Here is a 23,054-nt window from a genome sequence, read left to right on the forward strand (position 1 = left end):
GCCACTGGCCGGCTCGTCAGGCGGCGCCCTGCGAGCGCCAGTAGGCGTTGAGTGCGCCGTTGGTCTTGATGAACCAGACCAGCGGTCCGACGATGATCAGGGCGCCCGGGAAGTACCACAGCCCGGTCAGAGCCGAGACCGGTCGAGCGCGGCCGGTGCGCTCGTAGAGACCGCCCACCTCGCCCGAGGTCAGGTAGGGCATCACGAAGCTGATGAAGAAGGCCAGCACGAGGGCCAGCGGACCGCCCATCCCGTGGTTGGTGTGCCGCTTCATCTCCTCGTGCACGGAGTAGAACCAGACCAGCGGGTAGATGCCGAGCGTGACGACCGTGAGCAGGATGCACAGGCCGGTCGAGCGGACCTTGCCGGGAGGGCCGTCGACAGGCGCATAGCCGCGCACGGGCGGCTGCGGGGAAGGGGGTTGATCGGACATGGCGCCTCCTCGGGTGGCCCCGAGGCTACTCGGTCCAGGGACGTGCCAGGCAGCGTTAACGTGCCTGTAACAGTCGGTGTCGAAGGTTGAAACATCGGGCTTGGAGCCTCGACGACCGTGTCTCCTCTCGTCTCGACCGTCGTCGACCCCGGTGACACCGCGTGGCTGCTCGGCGCCGCCGCTCTGGTGTTGCTGATGGTGCCCGGCCTGGCGCTGTTCTACGGCGGCATGGTCCGGTCCAAGAGCGTGCTCAACATGATGATGATGACGTTCTCGGCGCTCGGTGTGATCACGCTGGTGTGGGTGGTGGTCGGCTACTCGCTCGCCTTCGGCGACGACGCCGGCGGCGGTCTGGTCGGCGACCCGTTCCAGTACATCGGGCTGCAGTCGCTGGTCAGCGGCCGGACCAGCTGGCTGCACGTGCCGGTCATCCTGTTCGCCTGCTTCCAGGGGCTGTTCGCGGTGATCACCGGAGGTCTGGTCGCCGGGGCGATCGCCGATCGGGCGCGCTTCGGCGCCTGGGTGGTGTTCATCGGCCTGTGGACTGTGCTGGTCTATGCGCCGGTGGCCCACTGGGTGTTCGACGGCTCGCGTGCCGGCCACACCGGCGGCTGGCTGGTCGACAAGGTGCACCTCATCGACTTCGCCGGCGGTACCGCCGTGGAGATCTGCTCGGGGGCGTCCGGGCTGGCGCTCGCACTCGTCCTGGGGCGCCGGGTCGGCTTCGGCAACGACGCGATGCGTCCGCACAACCTCACCCTGGTGATGCTCGGCGCCGGGTTGCTCTGGGTCGGCTGGTTCGGATTCAACGCCGGCTCCGCGCTGCGTGCGGACCAGGGCGCGGCGGTGGTCTTCGCCGCCACGCTCGTCGCCGGCGCGGCCGGCGCCGGTGGCTGGCTCGCGGTGGAGCGGGTCCGCGACGGGCACGCCACCTCGCTGGGCGCCGCCTCGGGCATGGTCGCCGGCCTGGTCGCGATCACGCCGAGCTGCGGCTCGGTCACGCCGTTGGGCGCGATCGTGGTGGGCGTGGTCGCCGGCGCCGTCTGCGCGGGTGCGATCGCGCTGAAGTACCGCTTCCGGTACGACGACTCGCTCGACGTCGTCGGCGTGCACCTGGTCGGCGGCATCGTCGGGACGGTGCTGATCGGCCTCCTGGCGAGCTCGGTGGCACCGACCGGCGTCGACGGTCTCCTGTACGGCGGGGGAGCGACCCAGCTGGGGCGCCAGAGCCTCGGTGCACTGGTGGTGCTGGTCTACGCCTTCGCCGTCTCGGGCCTGCTGGGCCTGGCGGTCGATCGGGCGATGGGCTTCCGGATCGACCCCGAGCACGAGGTAGCCGGGATCGACCTGATCGTGCACGCGGAGTCGGCGTACGACCTGCATGTGGGGACGGGGGCGCGGCAGGGCAGCATCTTCGGGCACGCCGGCCACGGGGAACATCGCGGCTAGGCGCCGACGCGACACGGCGCCTGGGAGCCCTGGCGCTTCGGAGTCGGGTCGCGCGGGCACCGGCGACCCATGAGCACTCCCGAGAACGCGCCCCGCAGTCCGCTGATCGACCTCGCCCGCACGCTGGAGGAGGACACCGCGTTCGACGACGCGGTCGACCTGGTGGGCAGGTACGCCGAGGTCCTCGCCGGCCGCCCCGGCCTGCTCGGTGCCCTGCGCGGGGACTGGTTCGGTCATCACCTGCACCCGACCCTGACCGACTTCCCGCTCGGCGCGTGGATGTCGGCGACGCTGCTCGACCTCGTCGGGCCCGAGGGGAGTGAGGAGGCGGCAACCCGGCTGGTGGGGCTGGGCGTCCTCGGCGCACTCCCGACCGCGCTGAGCGGGCTGGCCGACTGGCACGCGCTCGCAGAGCGCCGCGACCGGCGGGTGGGCGTGGTGCACGCGGCCGGCAACGCCGCCGCGCTGGCGGCGTACTCCTGCTCGTGGATCGCCCGTCGTCGCGGCCGCCACCGCCTGGGAGCGGCGCTCGGCCTGATCGGCGCTGGCCTGTCGGGCGGCGCCGGCTACCTCGGCGGCCACCTGGCCGAGCACGGCACCTTCGAGGCCTAGCACCGAGCGGCCCCGATCCGTCTGGTCGCCTCGCTGCCGCGATTGTCGGCCGCCTCTGGAATGCTGTCCCTCCGCCACCGGGGACGAGACAGCGAGGGAGGGGCCGTGGACCAGATCGCCGACGAGTTGGCGCGCGTCAAGGGTGCCTTCGCCCAGCCGACCCTCACGCTCCTCCACCAGCGCCAGGCGCCGGTCATCATCACCGTCTTCCGGTCCGCCTTCGACCGGAGCAACAAGCCGGTGCCCACGGGGCGGCTGCACACCCAGGTCGAGACCCACCTCGCCCAGCTGCAGGCCTCGGGGGAGGAGGTGCCCGCCGGGACGGGCCGCGAGCTGTGCCACCGCTGGATGCGGGGCCAATGGCTGGTCCGCTCACTCGACGAGACCGGCCAGGAGGTCTACACGCTGACCTCGCACGCGCAGCAGGCGCTCGAGCTGGTCAAGAGCCTGGCCCGCGACCGCGCCACGCTCAGCGAGCACCGGGTGGCGACGATCGTCAGCACGGTGCGCCGCTTCAACGCCGAGGCCAACCCGGATCGCTCCGCCCGCGTCGAGATCCTCACCGCCGAGATCGCGCGGCTGCAGGGCGAGCGCGACCGGCTGTTGGACGGCGCCGAGCTGGTGGATGCCACCGAGGACTACATGGTCGACGGCTTCACCGAGCTGATGTCGCTGGTCTCCGCGCTGCCGAGCGACTTCGCCCGGGTGGAGGAGCGCTACGCACAGATCCGCGCCGAGATCCTGACGGCGTTCCGGGCCGAGGACCGTCCGGCCGGCGAGGTGATCGACGAGTACCTGGCCCGAGCCGACGCCCTGATGACCTCGACCCAGGAGGGCCGGGCGTTCGAGGGTGCTTTCGCGCTGCTGCGCGACGACGCCCTGGTCACCGGCCTGCGCCAGGATCTCAACGCACTCCTGGAGCACCCGCTCTCGGACCGGATCCTCGGTGACGCCGACAGGGCCGAGCTGCGCGGCACCGTGCGGCTGGTCCGCGACGGCCTCGAACGGGTGCTGGCCCAGCGCTCCAAGGTCACGGCGACGCTGCGGGAGTACATCGTGTGGCGCGACGCCGCCCGCGACCGCGAGCTGGAGCAGACGCTGCGCCAGCTCGAGTCCGAGCTGATGTCGTGGATGGCACGGACAGGGCCGCGCGCGACCCACGACGTGCCGCTCCTGCCGGGCCGCGCCGGGATCGAGCACCTGCGGGAGCGGTTCTACGACCCGGCCGACGACGTGCTGCCGGAGCGGATCAGGCTCGCCGACGCCGGTGAGGCGCCGGTGCTCTCGCTGGACGAGCTGCGCGCTCAGGGCGGCCCGCAGATCGGGGAGTTGCGCGAGCGGCTCGACGACGCCCTCGGCGCGCTGATCCCGCCGGCGACCCTGGGCGAGCTGTTCGCCGAGCTCGAGCCCTCACTGCGCCGCCCGGTGGAGATCTTCGGATTGCTGCACCTGGCCGCCGATCGCGGTTGGCGGGCGGACGAGGGGCGCGATGCCCCGCCGGAGGCCGAGTCCTACGGCACGATCCGCCCCGACGGTACGACGCGGGCCTTCGCCGTACCGCGGCTGGCGCTGCCCGATCCCGACCTGCCCGATCTGCCCGACCTGCCCGACGGGCCTGCCCTGTCCGACCTGTCCGACCTGGAGGAGCGCTCATGAGCATCGACGAGTCGGCGGCGACGGAGAAGTCGGAGGTGCCGGCGGCCCCGGACGTCACGAACCTCGCGGGCATCGCGGGCATCGACGAGGTGTTCGGCGACGAGCGCTCCGTCTCGCTCTGGGAGGGCGACGAGGGCGGCCTGGAGCATGCCCAGCGCCAGGCGCTGGTCGCGCTGCTCAAGCAGCGCTTCATCAGCGCGCGCAGTCATCCGCGGGACTGGCAGGTGCTGGTCGCACACGAACGCGTGCTGCGGTCGCGGCTCAACGACCTGTTCCTGGAGCTGCACATCGACCGGCTCCGCGAGGTGGCCTGGAAGCGGCAGGCCGTCGGTGAGGCGGGGCAGCGGTTCCCGACGTTGCTGCACGACCTGGCCTGGACGCGCGAGGAGACGATCGTGCTCGTGCATCTGCGCGACCGGTTGCGCACCGGGTCCGCAGACGGCGAGGAACGTGTCTTCGTCGACGTGGCCGACCTGGTCGAGTACGCGGCCAGCTTCCGGCCGGCCCACGCCACCGACGAGGCAGGGGACGAGCGGCGCACCCGCAACGCGGTGGCGTCGATCGCCAAGGCGGGGCTGCTGCTCCCCACGTCGTACGAGGAGCGGTTCGAGGTCAGCGAGGCCGTGGAGCCGCTGCTGCCGATCGAGGTGCTGCAGGAGCTGCTGGCAGCGCTGCGGCACGCGCACGCGGGCGAGGGCGAGGGCGTGCCCGCCGACGGTGGCGAGGACGACCCGGACGGATCCGCCGGCGAGGGCGAGGGTCTGTTCGGAGCCGAGGAGGCGATCTGATGTTGGACGAGACGCTCGAGCACGACGACGGCCTCTTCGAGGAGCACGTGGTCGCCACCCCCGCGGACGACACGCTGCAGTGGCGCGCCGAGCTCCTCCAGCTGGTCAACTGGGGCGGCTTCAGCGGCCTCACCCGGATCCCGGTCGCCGGCGACGCCACGATGCTCTCCGGGGCATCGGGGGCGGGCAAGTCGACCATCCTGGACGCCTACACGGCGCTGATGATGCCGTCCGACACCAAGTTCAACGGCGCGTCGAACGACGCTGTCGCGGGGCGTGCCCGCAGCGTCGGCCAGCGCAACCTGCTCTCCTACCTGCGTGGCGCGGTCGACGTCGTCGACGACCCCCGCACCGGCCGGCCGGTGGAGAAGCTGCTGCGCGGTCGCAACGCCGACACGTGGGGCGCCATCGCGATGACCTTCGTCAACGACCAGGGCAGCCGCTTCACCGCTGTGCGCACCTACTACGTGCCGCGCCGGGCGACCCGGTCGGGTGACGTGCAGATGCAGCTGGTCACCCACGAGTCCGGGCTGCCGCTGGAGACGATCGAGGCGGCGGTGCCGGACCGGTTCCACGCGAACGCCTTGAAGAAGCTCTTCCCGGGCGTCCGCGTGCACCGCACCTACGCCGAGTTCGCCGCCGTGCTCCACGCCCGGCTGGGGATCGGCGCCAACGGTGACGGCTCCAAGGCGCTCCGGTTGCTGGCGCGGATCCAGGCCGGCAACCAGGTGCGCAGCGTCGATGAGCTCTACAAGGAGATGGTTCTCGAGCGGCCTGCCACCTACGCGGCCGCCGACCGCGCGGTCGAGCACTTCGACGACCTCGACACCGCCTACGCGGCGATGCGCACCGAGGAGCAGAAGCTCGAGATCCTCGCGCCCATCACCGAGCTGGCGTCCCGGGCCACGCGGGCGAGGGCACGGGCCGCCGAGCTCGACGCCTACGGGGTCACTGTCTCCGGGGACGACACCCCGCTGCGGCTGTGGCTGCTGCAGACGCACGCTCGGTTGCTGGAGCGGGCCGTGGAGACCAACCGGGCCGAGCGCGGGGCCACCACCGCTGCTCTCGCGGACGGTGCCAGCGCCGAGGCCGCACTGGTGGGCGACCTGGAGGCAGCGAAGGACGCTCACCGCGCCGCGGGGGGAGCGAGCCTGCAGACCCTCGGCCTGACCTTGGAGCAGGAGCAGGCCGTCCGTGACCAGCGCCTGGCGCGCCGCGAGGCCCTGCAGGAGCGGATAGCGCCGATCGTCTCCGCTCCCGATCAGGGGCCGGAGGATGCCCTGCGTGACGTGGCCGCCTTCGGTGTGCTGCAGGAGCGCGCGCGGACCTGGTTGGATGGGCGATCCGCCCGCCAGGCGGCGTTGGCCCAGGAGCGTGACCGTGCGCGTGAGCGCAGCTTCCCCCTGCTGCAACGGCGCGAGGAGTTGCATCGCGAGCGCGGCTCGCTCGACGGCCGCGCGGGTCGCGTGCCGGCGATGCTGCACGAGCTGCGGGCCGAGGTCGCGCGCGCCAGTGGGCTGTCGGCGTCCGAACTGCCGTTCGTGGCCGAGCTCATCGATGTCGCGCCCGAGGAGGCCCGGTGGCGCACCGCGATCGAGACGGTCCTGGGCAGCGCTGCTCGGATGATGCTGGTCCCGGTGGACCGCTTGGACGACTTCTCCGCCGCGATCGACGGTCTGCGACTCCGAGGCAGGTTGACCTTCGAGGGTGCCGAGCTGCACCTGGCGGCCCTCGACCCTGCCGACCCTGAGCGGGTGGCCGGGAAGCTGCTGTTCTGCGACTCGCCGTTCTCCGGGTGGGTGCAGCGGTACGTCGCCGAGCCCGCGCGCAACGCCCTGTGCGTCGACACCGCGGCCGACCTCGCCGGTCCGGGTCTGCGGGTGACGGCCTCGGGTCAGACCCGCAACGGACGCCGCGGCTCGCACGGTCGCGGTGAGCGCCGCGACATCATCGGGTTCTCCAACGAGGCGGCGCTCGGCGAGATCGACGACGAGCTGGCCGCGCTGGAGCATCAGCTCGGCGAGCTCGACGGTGAGGTCGCCGAGCTGGATCGCCGCCTACGGGTCCTGAGCGCGCAGCAGGCCGCCCACGAGGCCGTCGTGGGCGTCCGGTTCGAGGAGATCGACGTAGCGGCGGCCGAGCGCCGGATCGCGGAGGTCGAGGAGCGCCGCGCGTCGATCCTGGACAGCGACGACCAGTTGCAGGCGCTCCAGCAGCAGATCGCCGAGCTCGAGCACCGGTTGGACGAGACCCGCGCTTCGCGTTACGCGTTGGCCGCTCGGCAGCGCGAGCTCGACGCCGAGCACGGCGAGCTGGTCGAGTCCGAGGACCTGGTCAAGGACCGGCTCGAGGCGATGGACCGGTCGGGGCGGGTGACCCTGAGCGCCGAGCAGACGACCGCCCTGAGCGAGGAGTTCGCTCTCGCGGTGGCGCCGGCCGATCCCGACGAGCTCGACCGGTTCGCCGAGAACAGCCAGCGGCTTGCCGAACGGCTTCGCCGAGCGGTGGGTGACGTGGAGGCGGAGACCGGGCGGGTCGAGGACGAGCTCGTCGCCATCTTCCGGGCCTACAAGCTCCGCTGGGACTCGCCCAACCTGGGCGCCACCCCGGAGTCCTACCCCGACTACGCCCGGATCCTGGAGCAGATCAGGGCGACCGGGTTGGCGGAGCGGCGCGCCGAGTGGCGTCGTCGGCTCACCGAGTGGAGCGGCCAGGACCTGGTCCCCCTGGTCGGTGCGATGGCGGCTTCCGTCGAGGAGATCGAGGATCGGCTCGAGCCGATCAACGCGATCCTGCGGCGGCTGGAGTTCGGCTCCGCCGGCGACCGTCTCCGGATCCGTCTGCGGCGGCTCGCACCGGCACACGTGCAGGTCTTCCTGCGTGATCTCCGGGCCCTCTCCGCCGGTTCCACCGCCGAGCTCGACGAGGCCGGGCTGGAGCGGCGCTTCGACCAGTTGAGCCGGTTCATGCAGCAGCTCCGTGCCGGCGAGCCGGGTCAGGAGTCCGAGCGCGACCGCCTGCTCGACGTCCGCCGCCACGTCGAGGTGAGCGCCGAGCGCTACGACCACCTCACCGGCGAGCTGCGTGCCACCTACCGCACCCTCGGCGAGAAGTCCGGTGGTGAGTCGCAGGAGCTGGTCGCCTTCATCGTCGGCTCCGCCCTGCGGTTCCGGCTCGGTGACGAGATGCGCTCGCGGCCGCGCTTCGCGCCGGTCTTCCTCGACGAGGGATTCGTCAAGGCCGACTCCGAATTCGCCGGACGCGCCGTGCGGGCGTGGAAGGGGCTCGGGTTCCAGCTGATCGTCGGCGTGCCGCTGGACAAGGTGACCGGCCTCGAGCCGCACATGGACGCACTGCTGGCCATCACCAAGCATGCGTCGACGCACCAGTCGTGGATCACGGCCATCACCGACGCCGCGCAGCGCTGATCGGCCGGGCGCGGTCACCACTAGAGTCGGGGCGGGGGATCGACATGAGGAGGCGCGGATGCGGGTGGCGGTCGCGGGCGGGACGGGGCTGGTCGGCAGCCGCGTCGTCGAGAGGCTGCGCGCCCGGGGTGACGAGGTCGTCGTCCTGGCCCGGTCCACGGGCGTGGACATCGTCGCCGGCACCGGACTGAGCGAGGCACTGGCCGGCGTCGAGGTGGTCGTCGACACCACGTCGATCGTGGCGCGGAGCTCCCAGGAGTACGTCGACTTCTTCGGCGCCGTCGCCCGTCACCTGCAGACGGCCGCCGCGGCAGCCGGCGTACACCGGATCGTGACGCTGTCCATCGTCGGGATCGACGGTCTGGGCGGCGGGGCCTTCGCTCACTACGACGGCAAGAACGCGCAGGAGCGCGAGACCGAGGCGGGCACGGTGCCCACCGCGATCCTGCGGGCGACGCAGTTCCACGACTTCGCTGGACAGCTCATCGACTGGGTGGCGAAGGGGCCGTTGATGCCGTGTCCCAAGCAGCCCGTACAGACGGTCGACGTCGGTGCGGTGGCCGACGAGTTGGTCGCCCTCGCGGATGAGGCTGCCGGTGGCGGACTGACGAGCGACCGCGTACGCCGCGACATCGCAGGCCCCGAGCGTCGCCTCCTGGCGGATCTGGTCCGCGCGGTGGCCAAGGCGCGCGGTCGGCGGCTGGTGGTGGTGCCGGTGTGGCTGCCGGGGGAGGGCGCCCGGAAGGTGCGCCACGGCGTGCTCCAGGCACCACCGGACGCGAAGATCGTCGGCGGCACCTTCGAGGAGTGGCTCGCCAGGGAGTACGCCGAGCCACTCCGGAGAGCGACGACGTCATGAGCGCTGTGGCGGGCCGCCCTGACGGGCACCGGCATGCCGAACGACACGACGACGGGCACGACCACGCCCACGGTGTCTCCGTCGACGCCGACCGACGCTACCTGGTGGGCGTGCTCGTGCTGCTCGTGGCGTTCATGCTCGGCGAGGTGGTCGTCGCCATCGTCGCCGGCTCCCTCGCGCTGCTCTCCGATGCCGGGCACATGCTCTCCGACGTCGGAGCGATAGCGGCGGCCCTGTGGGCGATGCGGCTGGCGGCACGGCCACCGTCCGGCGCCTGGACCTTCGGGTGGAAGCGGGCGGAGATCCTCTCTGCGGCGGCGAACGGCATCACCCTGGTCGTCATCGCCGCTGTCGTCGCGGTGGAGGCGTTGCGCCGACTGCTGACGACCCATCCCGAGGTGAGCGGCGGCGCCGTACTCGCCGTGGCGCTCGTCGGGATCGCCGTGAACATCGCCGCCACCTGGCTGCTGGCGAAGGCGAGCCGCCGCAGCCTCAACGTCAGAGGCGCCTACCTGCACCTGCTCACCGACCTCTTCGGGTTCGTCGGTACCGCTGTCGCCGCCGTCGTGATCGTGACGACCGGCTGGACCCAGGCTGACGCCGTCGCCTCGCTGCTGGTGGCGGTGCTGATGGCCCACGCCGGTTCCGGCCTGCTGGCGGCCTCCGGCCGGGTGCTGCTCGAGGCCGCCCCCAGCGGCGTCGAGCTCACCGCCGTCCGCACCCACCTGCTCGAGGTGAACCACGTCCTCGACGTCCACGATCTCCATGTCTGGACCGTGACGTCCGACCTGCCCAGCCTGTCCGCCCACCTCGTCCTCGACGACGCGTGCTTCAACGACGGACACGCGCCGCAGATCCTCGACCAGGTGCAGGAGTGCCTCGGCGGCCACTTCGACGTCGAGCACTCCACGTTCCAACTCGAGCCACGGTCCCACCAGGAGCACGAGCCGGGCGTTCACTAGCTCACCGACGAAGGATGGCCCCGGCTCTGTGTCGGAAGCGGTAGCGGCCGTCGGGGAGTCGGGTGGTTTCGTACGTCGGGTCGTGGGCGCGTCTGTGGTGGTGTCCGCAGAGGAGGGATCCGTGGGCGAGGTCGGTGTGGCCGCCGGTTGACCAGGGTTGGTCGTGGTGGGCGTCGCACCAGGGTGCGGGGACGGTGCAGCCTTCGGCTCGGCAGTGTTTGTCGCGGAGCGCCAGGGCTTTGCGCTGGGATGGGGTGAAGAGTCGCCGGGTGCGGCCCAGGTCGAGGGGTTCGGAGTTGCCGCCGAGGACGGCGGGGATGATCCCCGCGGTACAGGCCAGCCGGCGGGTCTCCCCGGTGCTGATGGGGGTGCCGTCATCGAGCCAAGCAACACCCAGACCGGCCTGCAGCTGGTCCAGCGTCATGGTCACCACCACCGTTGTCGCGTCACCCCCGTGGGCGGGGAGTCGGGTGGGGTCGGTGTTCTCCAGGAGCTGGGCGAACGCGTGCGCGAGGAGCCGGCTCCGGGGCTGGACCCTGCCGTCGGCTTCCAGGGCAGCTACCCGGGGTTGGGTGTAGGCCTGCAGGTAGGTCCGCAACCGATGACCCACGACCTCGGGCACGATGCCGTGGATGCGGGTCGTCCCGTCACCGAGGTCGGTGATCGACAGCGTCGCTCTCGCTTGGGCCTGTTCTTCGAGCCGCTGGATCGCCTCGGCCTCGGCGGCTTCCGCAATGTCGGGGGCGATGACCTCCAACAGATGGCTGGCGACGCGGCGCAGGTCCTTGGGCCGGTGCTCACCGGCGAGGTCGCACAGGGTGACCTCCGCTCGCGCCAGCACCTCGGCGGGTAGGTCGTCGGGGAGGTCGTCCAAGCCACGGAGGATCACGCGGGCGTGCTCGAGACTGAACGCACCGCGTGCGAGCCGTGCCCGGACCACCGGCCGAGCCTCGAGCGCCTGGGCGAGACGTAGCGTGGCGTGCGCGGCGGGACTCTCGACCCGGTGCTGGGCAACCAGCCAGGCAGCGACATCCCGAGCACCAACCTCCTCGGCCACGTCGTCCGCGGAAGCGACCACGCGCAGGTACAGCTCCTCGAGCCGCGCGCGGGACCGCATCAGCGCGGCGAGCACGTCTCTCTTCTCACTCGTTCCCAGGAAGATCGGGTTCGCGTCCGTGGCGTCATCGAGGGCAGCAGCGATCGTGGCAAGTGCCGCCTGGATCTGACGCATGAGGACCACCACTGAGAGAGATCAATTCGAACGCATGTTCGAAGCCTAGGTGGTCGGATGTGTGTGGTCAACCCTCTTCTCACAACCAGACCAGCGTGGAAATCTCGTCGTACTGGATCACAGCCATGGTGGCCCGACGCAACTGTGCTTAAGGCACTCGACCCGGCCAAGACACCGGGCCACGCTGGGACTGGCCCACGCTTTTCGTTCTTCCTCAGACCAACCCCGGACACCAAGTTGCCTCGACGCAACTCAACGACCACGCACCGACGCCTCGACGGTCACGCACCGACACCTCGACGGTCACGCGATGACGCCTCAACCTCCGAGGAGCGCACCTGCACCCACCGGGCTACTGTGCAGAGCATGGACCTCGGCATTCACTACGCCAACTTCACCAATCCCGACTGGCAGCACAAGCTGCACGAGCGACTCACCGCGACGGCGAAGGTCGCCGACGAGGGCGGGGTCGACCTCCTGACCGTCATGGACCACTGGTTCCAGATGGAGATGATGAACGGCCCGTTCGAGCCCATGCTCGAGGGCTACACGACACTGGGCCATCTTGCCGGCATCACGAGCAACGTGCGCCTCTCGATGCTCGTCACCGGTGTCACCTATCGGCACCCGGGCCTGCTGGCGAAGACGGCCACCACGCTCGACGTGCTGTCCGACGGACGGGCGCTGCTCGGCATCGGCGCCGCCTGGTACGACCGCGAGCACGCCGGCCTCGGTGTGCCGTTCCCGCCGCTGAAGGACCGCTTCGAGATGCTCGAGGAGGCTATCCAGATCGCGCGGCAGATGTGGTCGGACAACGACGGTCCGTTCGAGGGCAAGCATTACCAGCTGGCCGAGACGATCTGTCTCCCGAAGCCCGTGAACGGCTCGATGCCGATCCTGATCGGTGGGGGAGGGGAGAAGAAGACGCTGCGGCTCGTCGCCCAGTACGGCGACGCCTGTCACCTCTTCGTCCGCGAGGGCGTCGACGGCCTCAAGCACAAGCTGGACGTGTTGCGCCGGCACTGCGACGACGTCGGCCGTGACTACGACGCGATCGAGAAGACCATCGGCGGCGCGGGCGGCCTCGACCCCGTCAGCCAGACCGACGAGTGGCTGGCACAGATGGAGGAGTACGCCGCCCTCGGCGCCACCCTCACGACCATCACGATCGTGCCTGGCATCGACGATCCGGTGGCCTACGCCACCGACCTGGTCGAGCGCGTTCTGCCGAGGCTCAAGCAGATCGGCTGAGCCTCGCGATGGCCACGCTCGACGACGTACGGTCGATCGCCACGTCCCTACCGGAGGTGGTCGAGGGCACGCAGGGCCACGACCACATGACCGGGTGGAGCGTGCGTGGCAGGTCGTTCGTCTGGGAGCGGCCGCTGCGTCAGCGCGACATCGCCGATCTGACGGGTGCGGGCGAGCGGGTGCCCGGAGGTGACATCGTCGGCGTACGGGTGGCCGGTGCCGACAAGGAGGCGGTGCTCGCCTCGGTGCCGGGCGCCTTCCATGTGCCGCACTTCACCGGCTACCCGGCGGTCCTGGTCGAGCTCGAGGCGATCCCGGTCGACCAGCTCCGCGAGGTGATCACCGACGGCTGGATCGCTCAGGCGCCGAAGGGGTTGGCGAAGGCCTTCCTCGACGGCGCCTGAGCGTGGCCGACGAGCTCAGCTCACCCGGAAGACCTTGACGGCGCTGGTTCGCACGCTGCCGAGGTAGATCGCCTTGGCCCGGTGCCGTCCGCCGGTCAGCCGCGGCAGCCGGAACACCGCCTTCCCGTGGTGCAGTCGCCGATGGGCGAGCGCCCTCCTGTCGACCTTGAGCCAGACGGTGCCTGTGGCGGGCACCTTCACCACGACCCGCCGGCCGTGCACCGCGATCCGCACGTGCGGCGCCGCCGTGTCGGTGGCGGGTGCGCCGGTCCCAGCGGGCGTGACCGACTGCTGCGGGCCCGTGACCGGCACGCCGACGCCGTCGCTGTACGCCTTGTCCCGCGTGGGCAGCACCAGCGCCGAGGGGTACGTCGTCGAGGCGTGCACATGGATCGTGCCAAGGGTGCTGAGCAGATCGGGGAGGGTCGGCAGGAGGTGCGGTACGTCGAAGGACTGCACGGAGAGCTCGAGCCGGTGACCCGGCTGGATGTCGGCGCCCGTCGGGAACACCTCCACGTCGACCGGCACGACCTGCCCCGGCGCCGTCGGCGACTCGGACGCCTTGGTGAAGGGGTGATAGGGCTGCAGCACCCGGCCGTCGAGGTAGCGCGTCCTCGAGGCCTCGAGCGCCCGCAGCGAGATCACCTGCCAGCCGCCGGTCAGCCGCGAGACGGTGCCGTCCGGTGCGACGTCGTTCACCGCTACCGAGAGCAGACCGTCCCCGCTGGTGCTGTCGACGTACAGATGGGCATCGATCGGCCCGAGGATCGGTAGGTCGTGGGTCAGCGGCGGTGTCCGGAAGAGGGTGGCCGTCTGGTCGTTGAGGTTGTTCGACTCCAGGCAGCTGGAGTTGAACAGCTGCAGCTCGCTGATGATGCCTGCCGTCCACTGGTCCGCCGAGCGCGAGCACAACCCCGCCACCGGGATCGGCGGGACGGTCGAGACGCCGTCAGCGCTGCCGGCCGTCGTGCCGAGCGTCGCCGGGGTGCCGGGGGAGGCGCTGCCCGAGAGCGGTACGACGGTGGCCTGGGTGTCTCGCGGGTCGACCCACGTCCGAGCCGTCCGCCAGCGGTCGGTGCCCTGCTCGTAGTAGGTGATCGGCGCGATGTCACCGTCGCTGCTGTCGAGCTCCGGGTCGGGCAGGCCCTTGACGTAGTGGTCGAACCAGCGCAGCTGCAGTTCGGCGAGCGAGCCGTCACCCGCGTCCGCCACGTCCGCCCCGGAGGAGCCCTGCAGGTGGTTCCAGGGGCCGATGATCATCTTGGTCGGCACGCCGCGCTTCTGCAGGTTCTCGAAGAGCAACGGGGTGCCGCGCTGGAAGAGGTCGTACTCGCCGCCCACGAGGAACGTCGGCACGTCGACCTTGTCGACCACGTTGATCGGGGAGCGCTGGGCGTAGAAGTCGCCGTCGTAGGCGTCCTCCTGACCGCCCAGCGCGCTGATCATGGTCGGCGCGCTCCAGGTGGCGAGCGAGGCGAGATGGTCGACGAGCGCGGCCAGCCCCGAGGTCGGATCGGTGGCCGTGACGGCCGGCGGGACGATCCCGGTCAGGGTGACCAGCCCGATCCACAGCGGGATGAAGCCGACGTCGATCTGGCCGCCGCTGGCCACCACGTCGCGGTAGACGTCGGCAGCCGGAACCTGCGGGAAGATCGCCTTCAGGCCGGCGGGATGCTCGGCGGCGGCGAAGATCTGCGCGATGCCCATGTAGCTGGGGCCCGTCATCGCCGTGTCGCCGTCGCTCCACGGCTGCTCGTGGGCCCAGGTCATCACCTCGCCGTAGTCCTGGGTCTCGCGGGTGCAGAACGCGCACCAGGTGCCCTCCGAGGACCCGGTGCCGCGGGCATCGACGGTCAGCTGGGCGTAGCCGCGTTTGACCAGGTACGACGGATCCGACCCGGCCAGTCCGCTGCCGCCCGGCAGTGCTGTCACCGACTTGTTGTAGGCGGTGATGGTGACGACGACCGGGAACCTGCCGACGACCGCCGTGCCGGTGGCATCGGCCGGCAGCGTCAGGTCTCCCCGCAGCACGGTGCCGTCGTCCATCGGGATCGCCAGGTCACGCCGGGTGACGGTCTGCGGATAATCCTCCGGGCGTGGGGTCCATGTGCCGGTGCCGGTGCCGGCTCGAGCCGGTGAGCCGGGCAGGGTCAGGACCGCCAGGATGCCGACGAGGACCGCCAGCAGCACACTCACGATGCGTCGCATGTCACACCAACGACGCTCGCCGCATCAGGTTACCGCCGAGTACGTGCTCGCCGGCCGACCGGCTCGTCAGTCGTGCAGGATGCGCTGGAAGAGGCGGTGATCGCGCCACTCGCCGGCGATCTTGAGCAGCTTCCGGGCGACGCCGTACTCCTCGAAGCCGCTGTTGATCAGCACCCGTTGTGAGGCCACGTTGTCCAGCATGGTGCCGGCCTCGAGCCGGTGCAGGCCCAGCTCGTCCCGCGCCAGGTCGATCACGGTCCGCACGGCCTGGGTCGTCAGACCGCGGCCCTGGTGCTCGCTGTCGATCCAGTAGCCCAGCACGGCACTCTGCAGCGGACCGCGGACGACGTTGTTCAGGTTGATCCGGCCGATGAGCGCCCCACCGAGCGTCATCACGTAGGGGTAGTCGTGCCCGTTGCGGGCGCGCGCGAGTTGACCGGCGACATGCTCCTGCTGACCCTCGAGGGTGAAGTAGTGCTCCGGGCGGTGCGGATCCCACGGCGCGAGGTGGTCACGATTGGCGACGATCAGCCGGTACAGCGCCGACGCGTCGTCGGCCTCGAGCGGCCTGATGCGGAAGCGCTGGTTCGGGTCCTGGGGCACGGGGCGAGCCTATGACAGGCTGGCCCGCGTGCGAGCGGTCGTGACCAGGGTGTCGTCAGCCTCGGTGTCGGTGGCGGGGGAGACCGTCGGTGCGCTGTCCGGACCGGGGCTGCTGGTGCTGCTCGGCATCGGTCACCACGACGGCCCATCGCAGATCGACTGGTTGACGCGCAAGGTCTGGGGCCTGCGGATCCTGGAGGGGGAGCAGTCCGCCGCCGACGTGGATGCGCCGATCCTGGTGATCTCGCAGTTCACGCTGTACGGCGACGCTCGACGCGGCCGCCGTCCGTCGTGGACAGCGGCCGCGCCGGCGGGAGTGTCCGAACCGCTCTACGACGCGTTCTGCGCGGCACTCACCGCGCTGGGCGCCCAGGTGGAGCATGGCGTCTTCGGCGCGCACATGGAGGTGGCCTCGGTGAACGACGGGCCGGTCACGATCCTGCTGGAGACGCCTTAGTCGCGGCGGTCCCGCGCGTACCAGACCGCCCAGGCGACCGGGAAGAGCACACCCTCGACCAGCGCCACCGGATAGCGATGACCCCGGCGGCGACCACCGACGGCTGTCAGCGCGACCAGCATGGCCACCGCTGTCAGCGTCGTACCGAGGAGGAGTGCTCCGAGGACCGGCATGTCTCCAGTATGGCCTGAACGACGAAGCCTGGAGCTCGGTCTGCATGCGATGCCCAAGCCTGCTGCTGGACACTACAAGTTGACATAATGTCGCTTATCGGCGGTTTAGTAGGACGAGCCAAAGCAGGTGAGAGAGCTCGTCTCCGGCTGTGATGAGGCGTCTGTGCAGGTCAGCAACTGTGTCGCTCGTAGTCCGTGCTGCATACAGCGCGGGTGCTGCGGGATAACGGCGCAGATCAACGGCGGTGTCTCTCGTTTAGTGAGAGAAACAGAGCTGGCGGTTCACCCGCGCATCACCCACGAAGGGCTCGACGAGATTCCGCGCTCACGCACACGCGATTACGTCCACGGACTGCTCGTTGAATACGGGGCCCTCCCCCGTCATGACGAGACGATCGTGCGCTACCAGGAGTGGGCGCGATCAGCACTCGATCGCCTCACTGACGACGACAACCGCGCCGTCATCGACCGCTACGTCCGGTGATCTAGATTAGCGTTGCCATTAGTCTTCGTCGTAATAAATGGTCGCGGACCACCATCGACCGTCTTCGTGGAACTCTGACGATACGGTTATATCGAGAAGCATAACGCTCCCGAGATCGCGTATTCTAGCTGCAACTCGTTCGAGGAGAACCGGCAGGTCGCTCTGCGTCGGGCCCAATGGGTTGGCCAAAGAGAACGTGAGCACGGTGTGGTGATCAACGCTATTCATATTAGTACCCCGTCTCAGCGACGGCTTGGTCTCCCTTGAGCAGGAGCCCGCCCAGGCCGGCCGCCGCACCTGCGACCGTGCCGAGAACGGCCGCCGTCTTGCTTCCAGAACTAGATGTGTCGGCGTCATTGCGCGACTTTCCATTTTTCCTGTTATTATTGCTTCGCTTTTCCTTGTTTCGCTGTTTGGCGTACTTCTCATTTTTCACTTTTTTAGCGTTGTACTTGTTCCAATCGCTCTGGATGTAATCCTTGCCTTGAGCTTTCTTTATGGCCGCGGTCTTTTCTGGGCCCGAATACGGATATTTCAGCGTCGGATCGTTCAATCCGAGGTTATCGGCCACGCTTTGATCCGACGGCGCGCCGTTCGCCTCATGATTTCGCCCAGTGTAGTCACTGCCGTCAATTGGGTCGGCGGGATATACATAGGCGTTGTCGTTGCCCCCGCTGATGGGATCGGTGGAGAGGAAGTGTCCGGTGGCGGGGTTGTAGAGGCGTACGCCCATCAGGGTGAGGCCGCCAAGGTCGTCGGTGGAGCGTTTTCTGGCGCCGAGTGCCCCGTAGTCGTCGGCTGCGGTGGCGGGGTCGCGTGGGAGGCCGAACTCTGTGGTCTCGTGGTAGCTGGTGATGCTGGTGGCGTCGGGGTCGATGGTGGCAACGGTGTCGCCGTGGAGGTTGGTGAGGTCGAGCTTGACGGTTCCGTCGTCGGCGACGACGGCGTCCAGGCCACCGTCGATGCCGTCGACGTAGCGCTTGGTGACGGTGGTGCCGTCGACCTTCCGTGTGCTGGTCCAGGCCGTGGCGTCGGAGCCGTCGTCGTAGTGATTGGTGATGGTCTTGACCCCGGCCGCCGTGGTGGTGGCTTGAGTAGAGATGCGGTTCTGGTCGGGGTCGAGGGTGAACCCGATGGTGGCCGCGTTGCTGCCGGTGCCCTGGGCCTGGGTGGCGACCATGTCGTTGCTGTAGTACCCGAGGGTGAGGTCGCCGGTGGGTCCGCCGTTGGCGGCGTTGTGTGACCCGATCCCGGTCGCGTCCCCGCCCGGCAGGGTGCTGGTGCGACCGAGGGCGTCGTAGGCGTAGGTGTTCGTGCTGCCGCCGGTGGTGTCGCTGGTGAGGCGGTCGGCCTGGTCGTAGCTGTAGGAGGTGGTGGTCGGGGTGGTCGAGTTCGAGCAGGCGCCACTGGTGGCGGCGGGGTAGCTGGTCAGGCTGGTGCGGTTGGAGTCGAAGTAGTCAGCAGCGTCGCTGGTCGGGTCGCCGAAGCCGTACTTCCGGGTGGTGCAGGTGCCGTTGTAGGTGTCAGCGACAGTGGTGAGGCGGCCGGCGGCGTCGTCGGTGAAGGCCTGGCTCGAGTACGGGGTCCCGTTGACGGTGCTGGCCTGGGCCACCACATGGTCGGTGCCGGTGTTGGTGGTGCCGAACGTTTGGGTGAACGAGGCCAGGGTGGAGCCGTTGTTGGTGTAGGTCAGGACGGTCTGGTTGCCGGCGTTGTCGTAGGTCCCGGTCGCGGTGGTGCCGCCGGGGTAGGTCTGGGTGAGGTTGCCGTCGGCGTCGTAGGTGGCAGTGAAGCGCGAATTGCTGGTGGTTCCGATGTCTTCGCTGGTGACCAGGCCGCGGTGTTCACCGGCGCTGTCATAGGCGAGCTGGACGGTGCCCTTGTTGTCGGTCTGGGTGATGGGACGTCCGTCGATGTCATAGCCGGTAGCGGTGACGTTCCCGGTGGCGTCGGCATAGGAGGCCAGCGCACCGACGCTGTTGTAGACCGAGGTCAAAGACTGGGCGTTAGTACCGGTGCCGCTGGTCTTGGTGGCGACCTGCCCGGTGTTCGGGTCGTAGGTGATCGTGACGGTCGGGACGTCGGTGTTGTCCGAGGGTGCGTTGGTCACGCTGGTGCCGGTGGTCAGCGGCCGTTCGGCGTTGTCGTAGGTGTTGGTGGTGGTCCGCACGGTGGCGCCGGTGCCGGTGCCGTAGGTCTGCGCCGTGGTCAGGGTGTTGCCCCAGGCGTCGTAGGCCTCGGTGGTAGTGGGGAGCGGCTTTCCGGTGGAGGGCTGGCCGCCGGGTGCTGTCTGGCAGACCAGACCGGCCGAGAGCGGGCTCACGCAAGCACCGGTACCGGTCGCGGTGTAGTAGGTCGTGTTGGTCGCCCGCGGGCTGGTTCCGGTGGTGTCGCCGGGCAGGCGGGTCTGGATGGTGCGTCCGTCGGCGTCGTAGACGGTGGTGGCGGTCATGTCCGCTGCGGAGGCGGTAGCGCCCATCCGGACCGTGCTGGTGGTGGCCTGACCCAGACTCCAGCCGGTCAGGGGAACGGCGTTGCCGCTGGAGTCTTTGAGGACTGTTCCATCGGAGCTCTTCACGGTCTGACCGCTCATCGATCCGATGGCGGTGTACCCGCTGGTGGTGGTGGAGGCGTCGGGGTAGGCCGAGTCGGCGTTGGTGGCGACGTTGTAGGGGTCGGTGACCACGGTGGTGGACAGCCGGTAGGCGGCGCCGGTGGCGGGGTCGACGTCGCTGTAGGGGGCGCCCTCGTCATAGGTGGTCGAGGTGTGGCTGCGGGCGTGGACCACGGCACCGGTCGACAGGGTGACGGGGTGGGTGGGGCCGTAGGTGTCGGTGACCTCGCTGGTGTCGAGGGGGTTGTAGGCGGTGGTGGTGGCCAGCAGGTTCGCCCGCAGGGCTGATGCGGCCTGGCCGGTCGTCGGGTCGGGGCTGGTGATGGCCGCGACGTAGGAGTCGGTGGGGCTACTCGGGCCGGTGGTCGGGTTCAGGGCCTGGTCACGGTTGCTGGCGGAGAGGTCCCAGATGTCGTCGCCGTTGGTGTCGTACTGGGTGGACTCGATCTGCCAGTCGTTGGCGCCGTAGGTGGCGGTGTTGACCTCGCGACCCTGCACGTCGAGGTAGTGGATCGCCGCGTAGGGCCAGTCGCTGTCCCCCACCGTTGAGGCGGTTGTGCCGGCCGGGACGTGGTCTGGGGGGAAGATCGCTGTCGCGTCACCATCGACCGGTAGATCACTGGACTCGCCCCAGGTTGCGGTGACTGAGGCGTTCAGGTTCGGACGCAGATTGCCGTCGATCCCGGCGTTGGGGACGCCGTAGACGATGGTCGAGGTCGCGAACTGATACGCGAAGGTGCCCGTGGTCGGGTCGGTGACAGGCACCGCCTGCTGGACCTTGATCAACCGGCCAGTGCCGTCGTAGACGAAGGCCCAGGGATTGATCCCGGGGGCGGTCAATCTGGCCACGCGTCCAGTGCTGTCGTAGGTGTAGGACGTCACCAGGTGGGGACTGATCCGCGGGTCGTAGGCGTCCTGGAGTCGACCGGTGCTGTCGTAGTCGTAGTGCTCGACCGGCGTCGGGGCGTAGCCGCTGACACCGGTGGGGATGGAGGCGCTGATGGTGGTGAGGCGGCTGGCACCAGCGATGGTGGTGTAGCCGAGAACTAGCGATCGGCACCCGACGGTGGTGTCCGCCGTCGCGTTGGTGCAGGTCGTGGACAGCCCGGCGGGGGTGGGCGCGATGATCCGGGTGACCAGACCGGTGCCGTTGTAGGTGTAGGTCGCCGTGGTGTTCGATCCGGCCTCGGTGATGCCGGACACCTGCCAGGCACCGGTACTGGCCTTGGTCCAGGTCGTCACCGTGCCGTCGGGATCGGCCATCGTGATGGTCGAAGCACCGGTCATCTTGACGGACTCGCCGTCCCCGGCGTTGTCCCCCACCCCAGCGAACGTGATCGGGTAGGCGGTCAGGCTCGTGGTGGCGGCGTAGTAGGCGTTGTAGCCCGACGCGTCGGTGAACTCCAGGTAGCCCTGAGGGTGGTGGTCGATCGGGGTGAGGTCTCCCTGGCCCGCACTGGGGCCGGACAGGTCGGCCGACCAGCCCGGACCGAAGACCCCGGTCGCGGTGGTGTTCGCTGCTGCGGGTGCCAGGGTGGTCAGAGAGCGTCCGATCGAGAGCCCGTCGACGCTGGAGGCGACCGCGGCATCGGTCGCCGAGAGCTGGTAGTCCCCGGTCAGCAGCGACAAGGTGCCCGGCCCGACGCCGGCGGTGGCATTGGCCATGCCGAACCCGGCTGGGGAGTAGGTGATGTTCGAGGGCATCGAGCACACCAGATCGGCGTCCGCGGTGGTCGAGGACTGCCCGTAGCAGGCCTCGACCTGCACCAGCGCGTCGGTGGTCGAGGTGCCAAGAGTGTCGGCGATGTTCCACGTATAGGCGCCAAATGCTGCGGGACTGCCGCTCGTCGTGACGGGCTGGGTCGGGCTGGAGTTGGAGCTGTCGGTGAGCTCGCTGTTCGGAATCGGGGTGAACGCCGTCGATGCGGCGGTCCCGACCCGGTACTTGTAGGTCACCCACGATCCGCCACCGGCCGTCGAGGCCTTCAGGTTGACCTGCCGTTGGGTGGTGTTCTGCTGGTTGACCACCACGTTGGTCGACAGGCTGGTGTACCAGCCCTGGACATCGACATAGACCCGCACGGAGTCGGTCGGTGAACCGTTCTGGATCTTGATGCCACCATCGGGTCCTAGTGCCACGGTCACGAAGTTGCTGCGCGTGGAGTTCGGAGCGTCGTCTATCGCAGCGCCGGCACTGGCCGCGTTGTCGGCGTAGACCGCCAACCAGCCACCGGCAGAGCCAGCATTGACGAGCTGGACGTTGGCAGCGATCGCGGTGATCCCGCTGCCCGCGACAGGCACTCCGTTGACACCTGCGACGGGAAAGGTCTGCGTCGTGGACGCCGGGATCGTCACGCTGTTGACGACCCGGGTCGCAGCCGGGGTGAAGGCACCCTGTCCTCCTCCGGCCAGGGTGCCCCCGGCGGGAGCGAAGTATCCGGCGATGTCGACCAGCAAGTTTATGGAGCCGGACACGCCGACGTACTTCACCGACATCTTGCCGTCGGCTGAGAGCGGCACGACGGCTCCCAAGGCGGTGGACACGCTGCCGGGGAAGTTCAGCGAGGACTGCGAGGTCGGTGCCCCATAGGCGTTGGCCAGCAGATAGCCGGCCGAGGTCGAGCCGTTGAGGACCTCGAAGTTCACAAACACCGCCGAGGCGCCAGCCGGGACGCCGGCGTGACCGGCCACGGTGATGGTCGGGGTGGACCCGTTCGTCAGAGGGGCTTGCGGTAGACCGGTGCCGTTGCGGGTGTCGACGATTCGCGCCGGCGTGGGTGAGGGCACATATCCGGCCGCGGCTGGTGCACCGGCGGTGTAGTAGCCCTCCAGGTCCACAAGCAGGTCGGTGGAGGATCCGGTCGCTTCGAGATAGATCTTGCCGTTCCCGTCGACCGGCACGATCGCGGTGTTGGTGACGGTGCCGTTGACGCCGTCGTTGTAGATCAAGGCGTTGGCCGTCGAGCTGGTCGTGGCGCCGACATGGATGGCACCCTCGCCGGTCGGATTCACCGCCGTGAGCGTCACCTGAACTGAAGAGATGCCGGTGGCTGGCAGGTTGAACTGGCTCAGACCCGCCACCTGCAGGGAGCGCCAATTGCCAGGGGTCATGACACCGGTGGAAGTACCGGTGCCGTTGCGGGTGTCCATCACCCGCCCCGTCGCCGCCACGAACTGACCACCGGTCCCCGTGGTCACCGTCGCCGCCGACGCAGTACCCGCCACCGTCGCCACCGCGACCAACTGCAGACCGAACACCGCCAACAACAGTGCCAATGCGCGAACAGCCCACGCCCGAGCACCGAGTGCTTGAGCTCGGCGTCGCCAGGGCAACAGCCCCCGCACGAGAACCGAGTCCGCCTGACCAACGAGACGACCGCGCATCGGGCCCCTCCCACGCCAGAGCCCTGAGGCTCGTCCACATGCCCCAAGCGAGGCAGAG

Annotated in this window: 17 protein-coding genes; 11 read left to right on the top strand and 6 right to left on the bottom strand. The window is 69.7% G+C overall.

The features are described 5' to 3' along the window. Positions 1-16: 16 nt before the first annotated feature. Entirely contained in the window at positions 17-433 is a 417-nt protein-coding gene (locus tag P5P86_RS12170) for a DUF4234 domain-containing protein (protein WP_280607702.1), read from the bottom strand. Between the two features lie 117 nt (positions 434-550). Between P5P86_RS12170 and P5P86_RS12175 the strand changes: the two genes are divergently transcribed. From P5P86_RS12175 to P5P86_RS12205, 7 genes are all read left to right on the top strand, one after another. After that, on the top strand, positions 551-1,882 hold the full coding sequence (locus tag P5P86_RS12175) for an ammonium transporter (protein WP_280607703.1): 1,332 nt from the start codon (positions 551-553) through the stop codon (positions 1,880-1,882). 69 nt (positions 1,883-1,951) lie between these two features. Continuing rightward, on the top strand, positions 1,952-2,494 hold the full coding sequence (locus P5P86_RS12180) for a DUF2231 domain-containing protein (protein ID WP_280607704.1): 543 nt from the start codon (positions 1,952-1,954) through the stop codon (positions 2,492-2,494). Positions 2,495-2,599: 105 nt separating this feature from the next. Continuing rightward, entirely contained in the window at positions 2,600-4,150 is a 1,551-nt protein-coding gene (locus P5P86_RS12185; RefSeq protein WP_280607705.1) for a DUF3375 domain-containing protein, read from the top strand. After that, complete coding sequence (locus P5P86_RS12190; protein ID WP_280607706.1) at positions 4,147-4,938, top strand: DUF4194 domain-containing protein; 792 nt, start codon at positions 4,147-4,149, stop codon at positions 4,936-4,938. The genes P5P86_RS12185 and P5P86_RS12190 overlap by 4 nt, the downstream gene beginning before the upstream one ends. Further along, positions 4,938-8,366 carry an ATP-binding protein gene (locus P5P86_RS12195; RefSeq protein WP_280607707.1) on the top strand — a complete coding sequence of 1,143 codons (3,429 nt, stop codon included), beginning with the start codon at positions 4,938-4,940 and terminating at the stop codon, positions 8,364-8,366. Before P5P86_RS12190 ends, P5P86_RS12195 begins: the two co-directional genes overlap by 1 nt. Positions 8,367-8,424: 58 nt before the next feature. After that, the gene (locus P5P86_RS12200; protein WP_280607708.1) at positions 8,425-9,225 is read left to right on the top strand and encodes an SDR family oxidoreductase; all 801 of its coding nucleotides are present in this window, start codon (positions 8,425-8,427) and stop codon (positions 9,223-9,225) included. A gap of 134 nt (positions 9,226-9,359) precedes the next feature. Then, on the top strand, positions 9,360-10,187 hold the full coding sequence (locus P5P86_RS12205) for a cation diffusion facilitator family transporter (RefSeq protein WP_348537920.1): 828 nt from the start codon (positions 9,360-9,362) through the stop codon (positions 10,185-10,187). A gap of 1 nt (position 10,188) precedes the next feature. Here P5P86_RS12205 and P5P86_RS12210 read toward each other — a convergent pair whose 3' ends face one another. After that, positions 10,189-11,418 (bottom strand): HNH endonuclease signature motif containing protein, encoded by a 1,230-nt coding sequence (locus P5P86_RS12210; protein ID WP_280607710.1) that lies wholly within the window; start codon positions 11,416-11,418, stop codon positions 10,189-10,191. A gap of 366 nt (positions 11,419-11,784) precedes the next feature. Between P5P86_RS12210 and P5P86_RS12215 the strand changes: the two genes are divergently transcribed. Both P5P86_RS12215 and P5P86_RS12220 read left to right on the top strand, forming a co-directional pair. Continuing rightward, positions 11,785-12,669, top strand: a complete 885-nt coding sequence (locus tag P5P86_RS12215) for an LLM class F420-dependent oxidoreductase (RefSeq protein WP_280607711.1) — start codon at positions 11,785-11,787, stop codon at positions 12,667-12,669. An 8-nt stretch (positions 12,670-12,677) separates the two neighbouring features. Next, positions 12,678-13,073: an MmcQ/YjbR family DNA-binding protein gene (locus P5P86_RS12220; RefSeq protein WP_280607712.1), complete on the top strand. Its 396-nt coding sequence runs from the start codon at positions 12,678-12,680 to the stop codon at positions 13,071-13,073. Between the two features lie 15 nt (positions 13,074-13,088). Here P5P86_RS12220 and P5P86_RS12225 read toward each other — a convergent pair whose 3' ends face one another. Next, positions 13,089-15,281, bottom strand: a complete 2,193-nt coding sequence (locus P5P86_RS12225; protein WP_280607713.1) for a CocE/NonD family hydrolase — start codon at positions 15,279-15,281, stop codon at positions 13,089-13,091. Between the two features lie 66 nt (positions 15,282-15,347). Continuing rightward, the gene (locus P5P86_RS12230) at positions 15,348-15,884 is read right to left on the bottom strand and encodes a GNAT family N-acetyltransferase (protein WP_280607714.1); all 537 of its coding nucleotides are present in this window, start codon (positions 15,882-15,884) and stop codon (positions 15,348-15,350) included. A gap of 28 nt (positions 15,885-15,912) precedes the next feature. Here P5P86_RS12230 and dtd point away from each other — a divergent pair, with 28 nt between their 5' ends. Next, the gene (gene dtd / locus P5P86_RS12235; protein ID WP_280607715.1) at positions 15,913-16,341 is read left to right on the top strand and encodes a D-aminoacyl-tRNA deacylase; all 429 of its coding nucleotides are present in this window, start codon (positions 15,913-15,915) and stop codon (positions 16,339-16,341) included. On the opposite strand, the gene P5P86_RS12240 is transcribed toward dtd, so the two are convergent. Further along, the gene (locus P5P86_RS12240) at positions 16,338-16,514 is read right to left on the bottom strand and encodes a hypothetical protein (RefSeq protein WP_280607716.1); all 177 of its coding nucleotides are present in this window, start codon (positions 16,512-16,514) and stop codon (positions 16,338-16,340) included. The genes dtd and P5P86_RS12240 overlap by 4 nt on opposite strands. Positions 16,515-16,677: 163 nt before the next feature. On the opposite strand from P5P86_RS12240, the gene P5P86_RS12245 reads away from it, so the two are divergent. Further along, complete coding sequence (locus tag P5P86_RS12245; RefSeq protein WP_280607717.1) at positions 16,678-16,998, top strand: hypothetical protein; 321 nt, start codon at positions 16,678-16,680, stop codon at positions 16,996-16,998. Positions 16,999-17,227: 229 nt separating this feature from the next. Here P5P86_RS12245 and P5P86_RS12250 read toward each other — a convergent pair whose 3' ends face one another. Then, positions 17,228-22,870: an RHS repeat-associated core domain-containing protein gene (locus tag P5P86_RS12250; RefSeq protein ID WP_280607718.1), complete on the bottom strand. Its 5,643-nt coding sequence runs from the start codon at positions 22,868-22,870 to the stop codon at positions 17,228-17,230. Between the last annotated feature and the right edge of the window lie 184 nt (positions 22,871-23,054).

Source organism: Nocardioides sp. BP30, from assembly GCF_029873215.1.
Taxonomy (GTDB): Bacteria; Actinomycetota; Actinomycetes; order Propionibacteriales; family Nocardioidaceae; genus Nocardioides.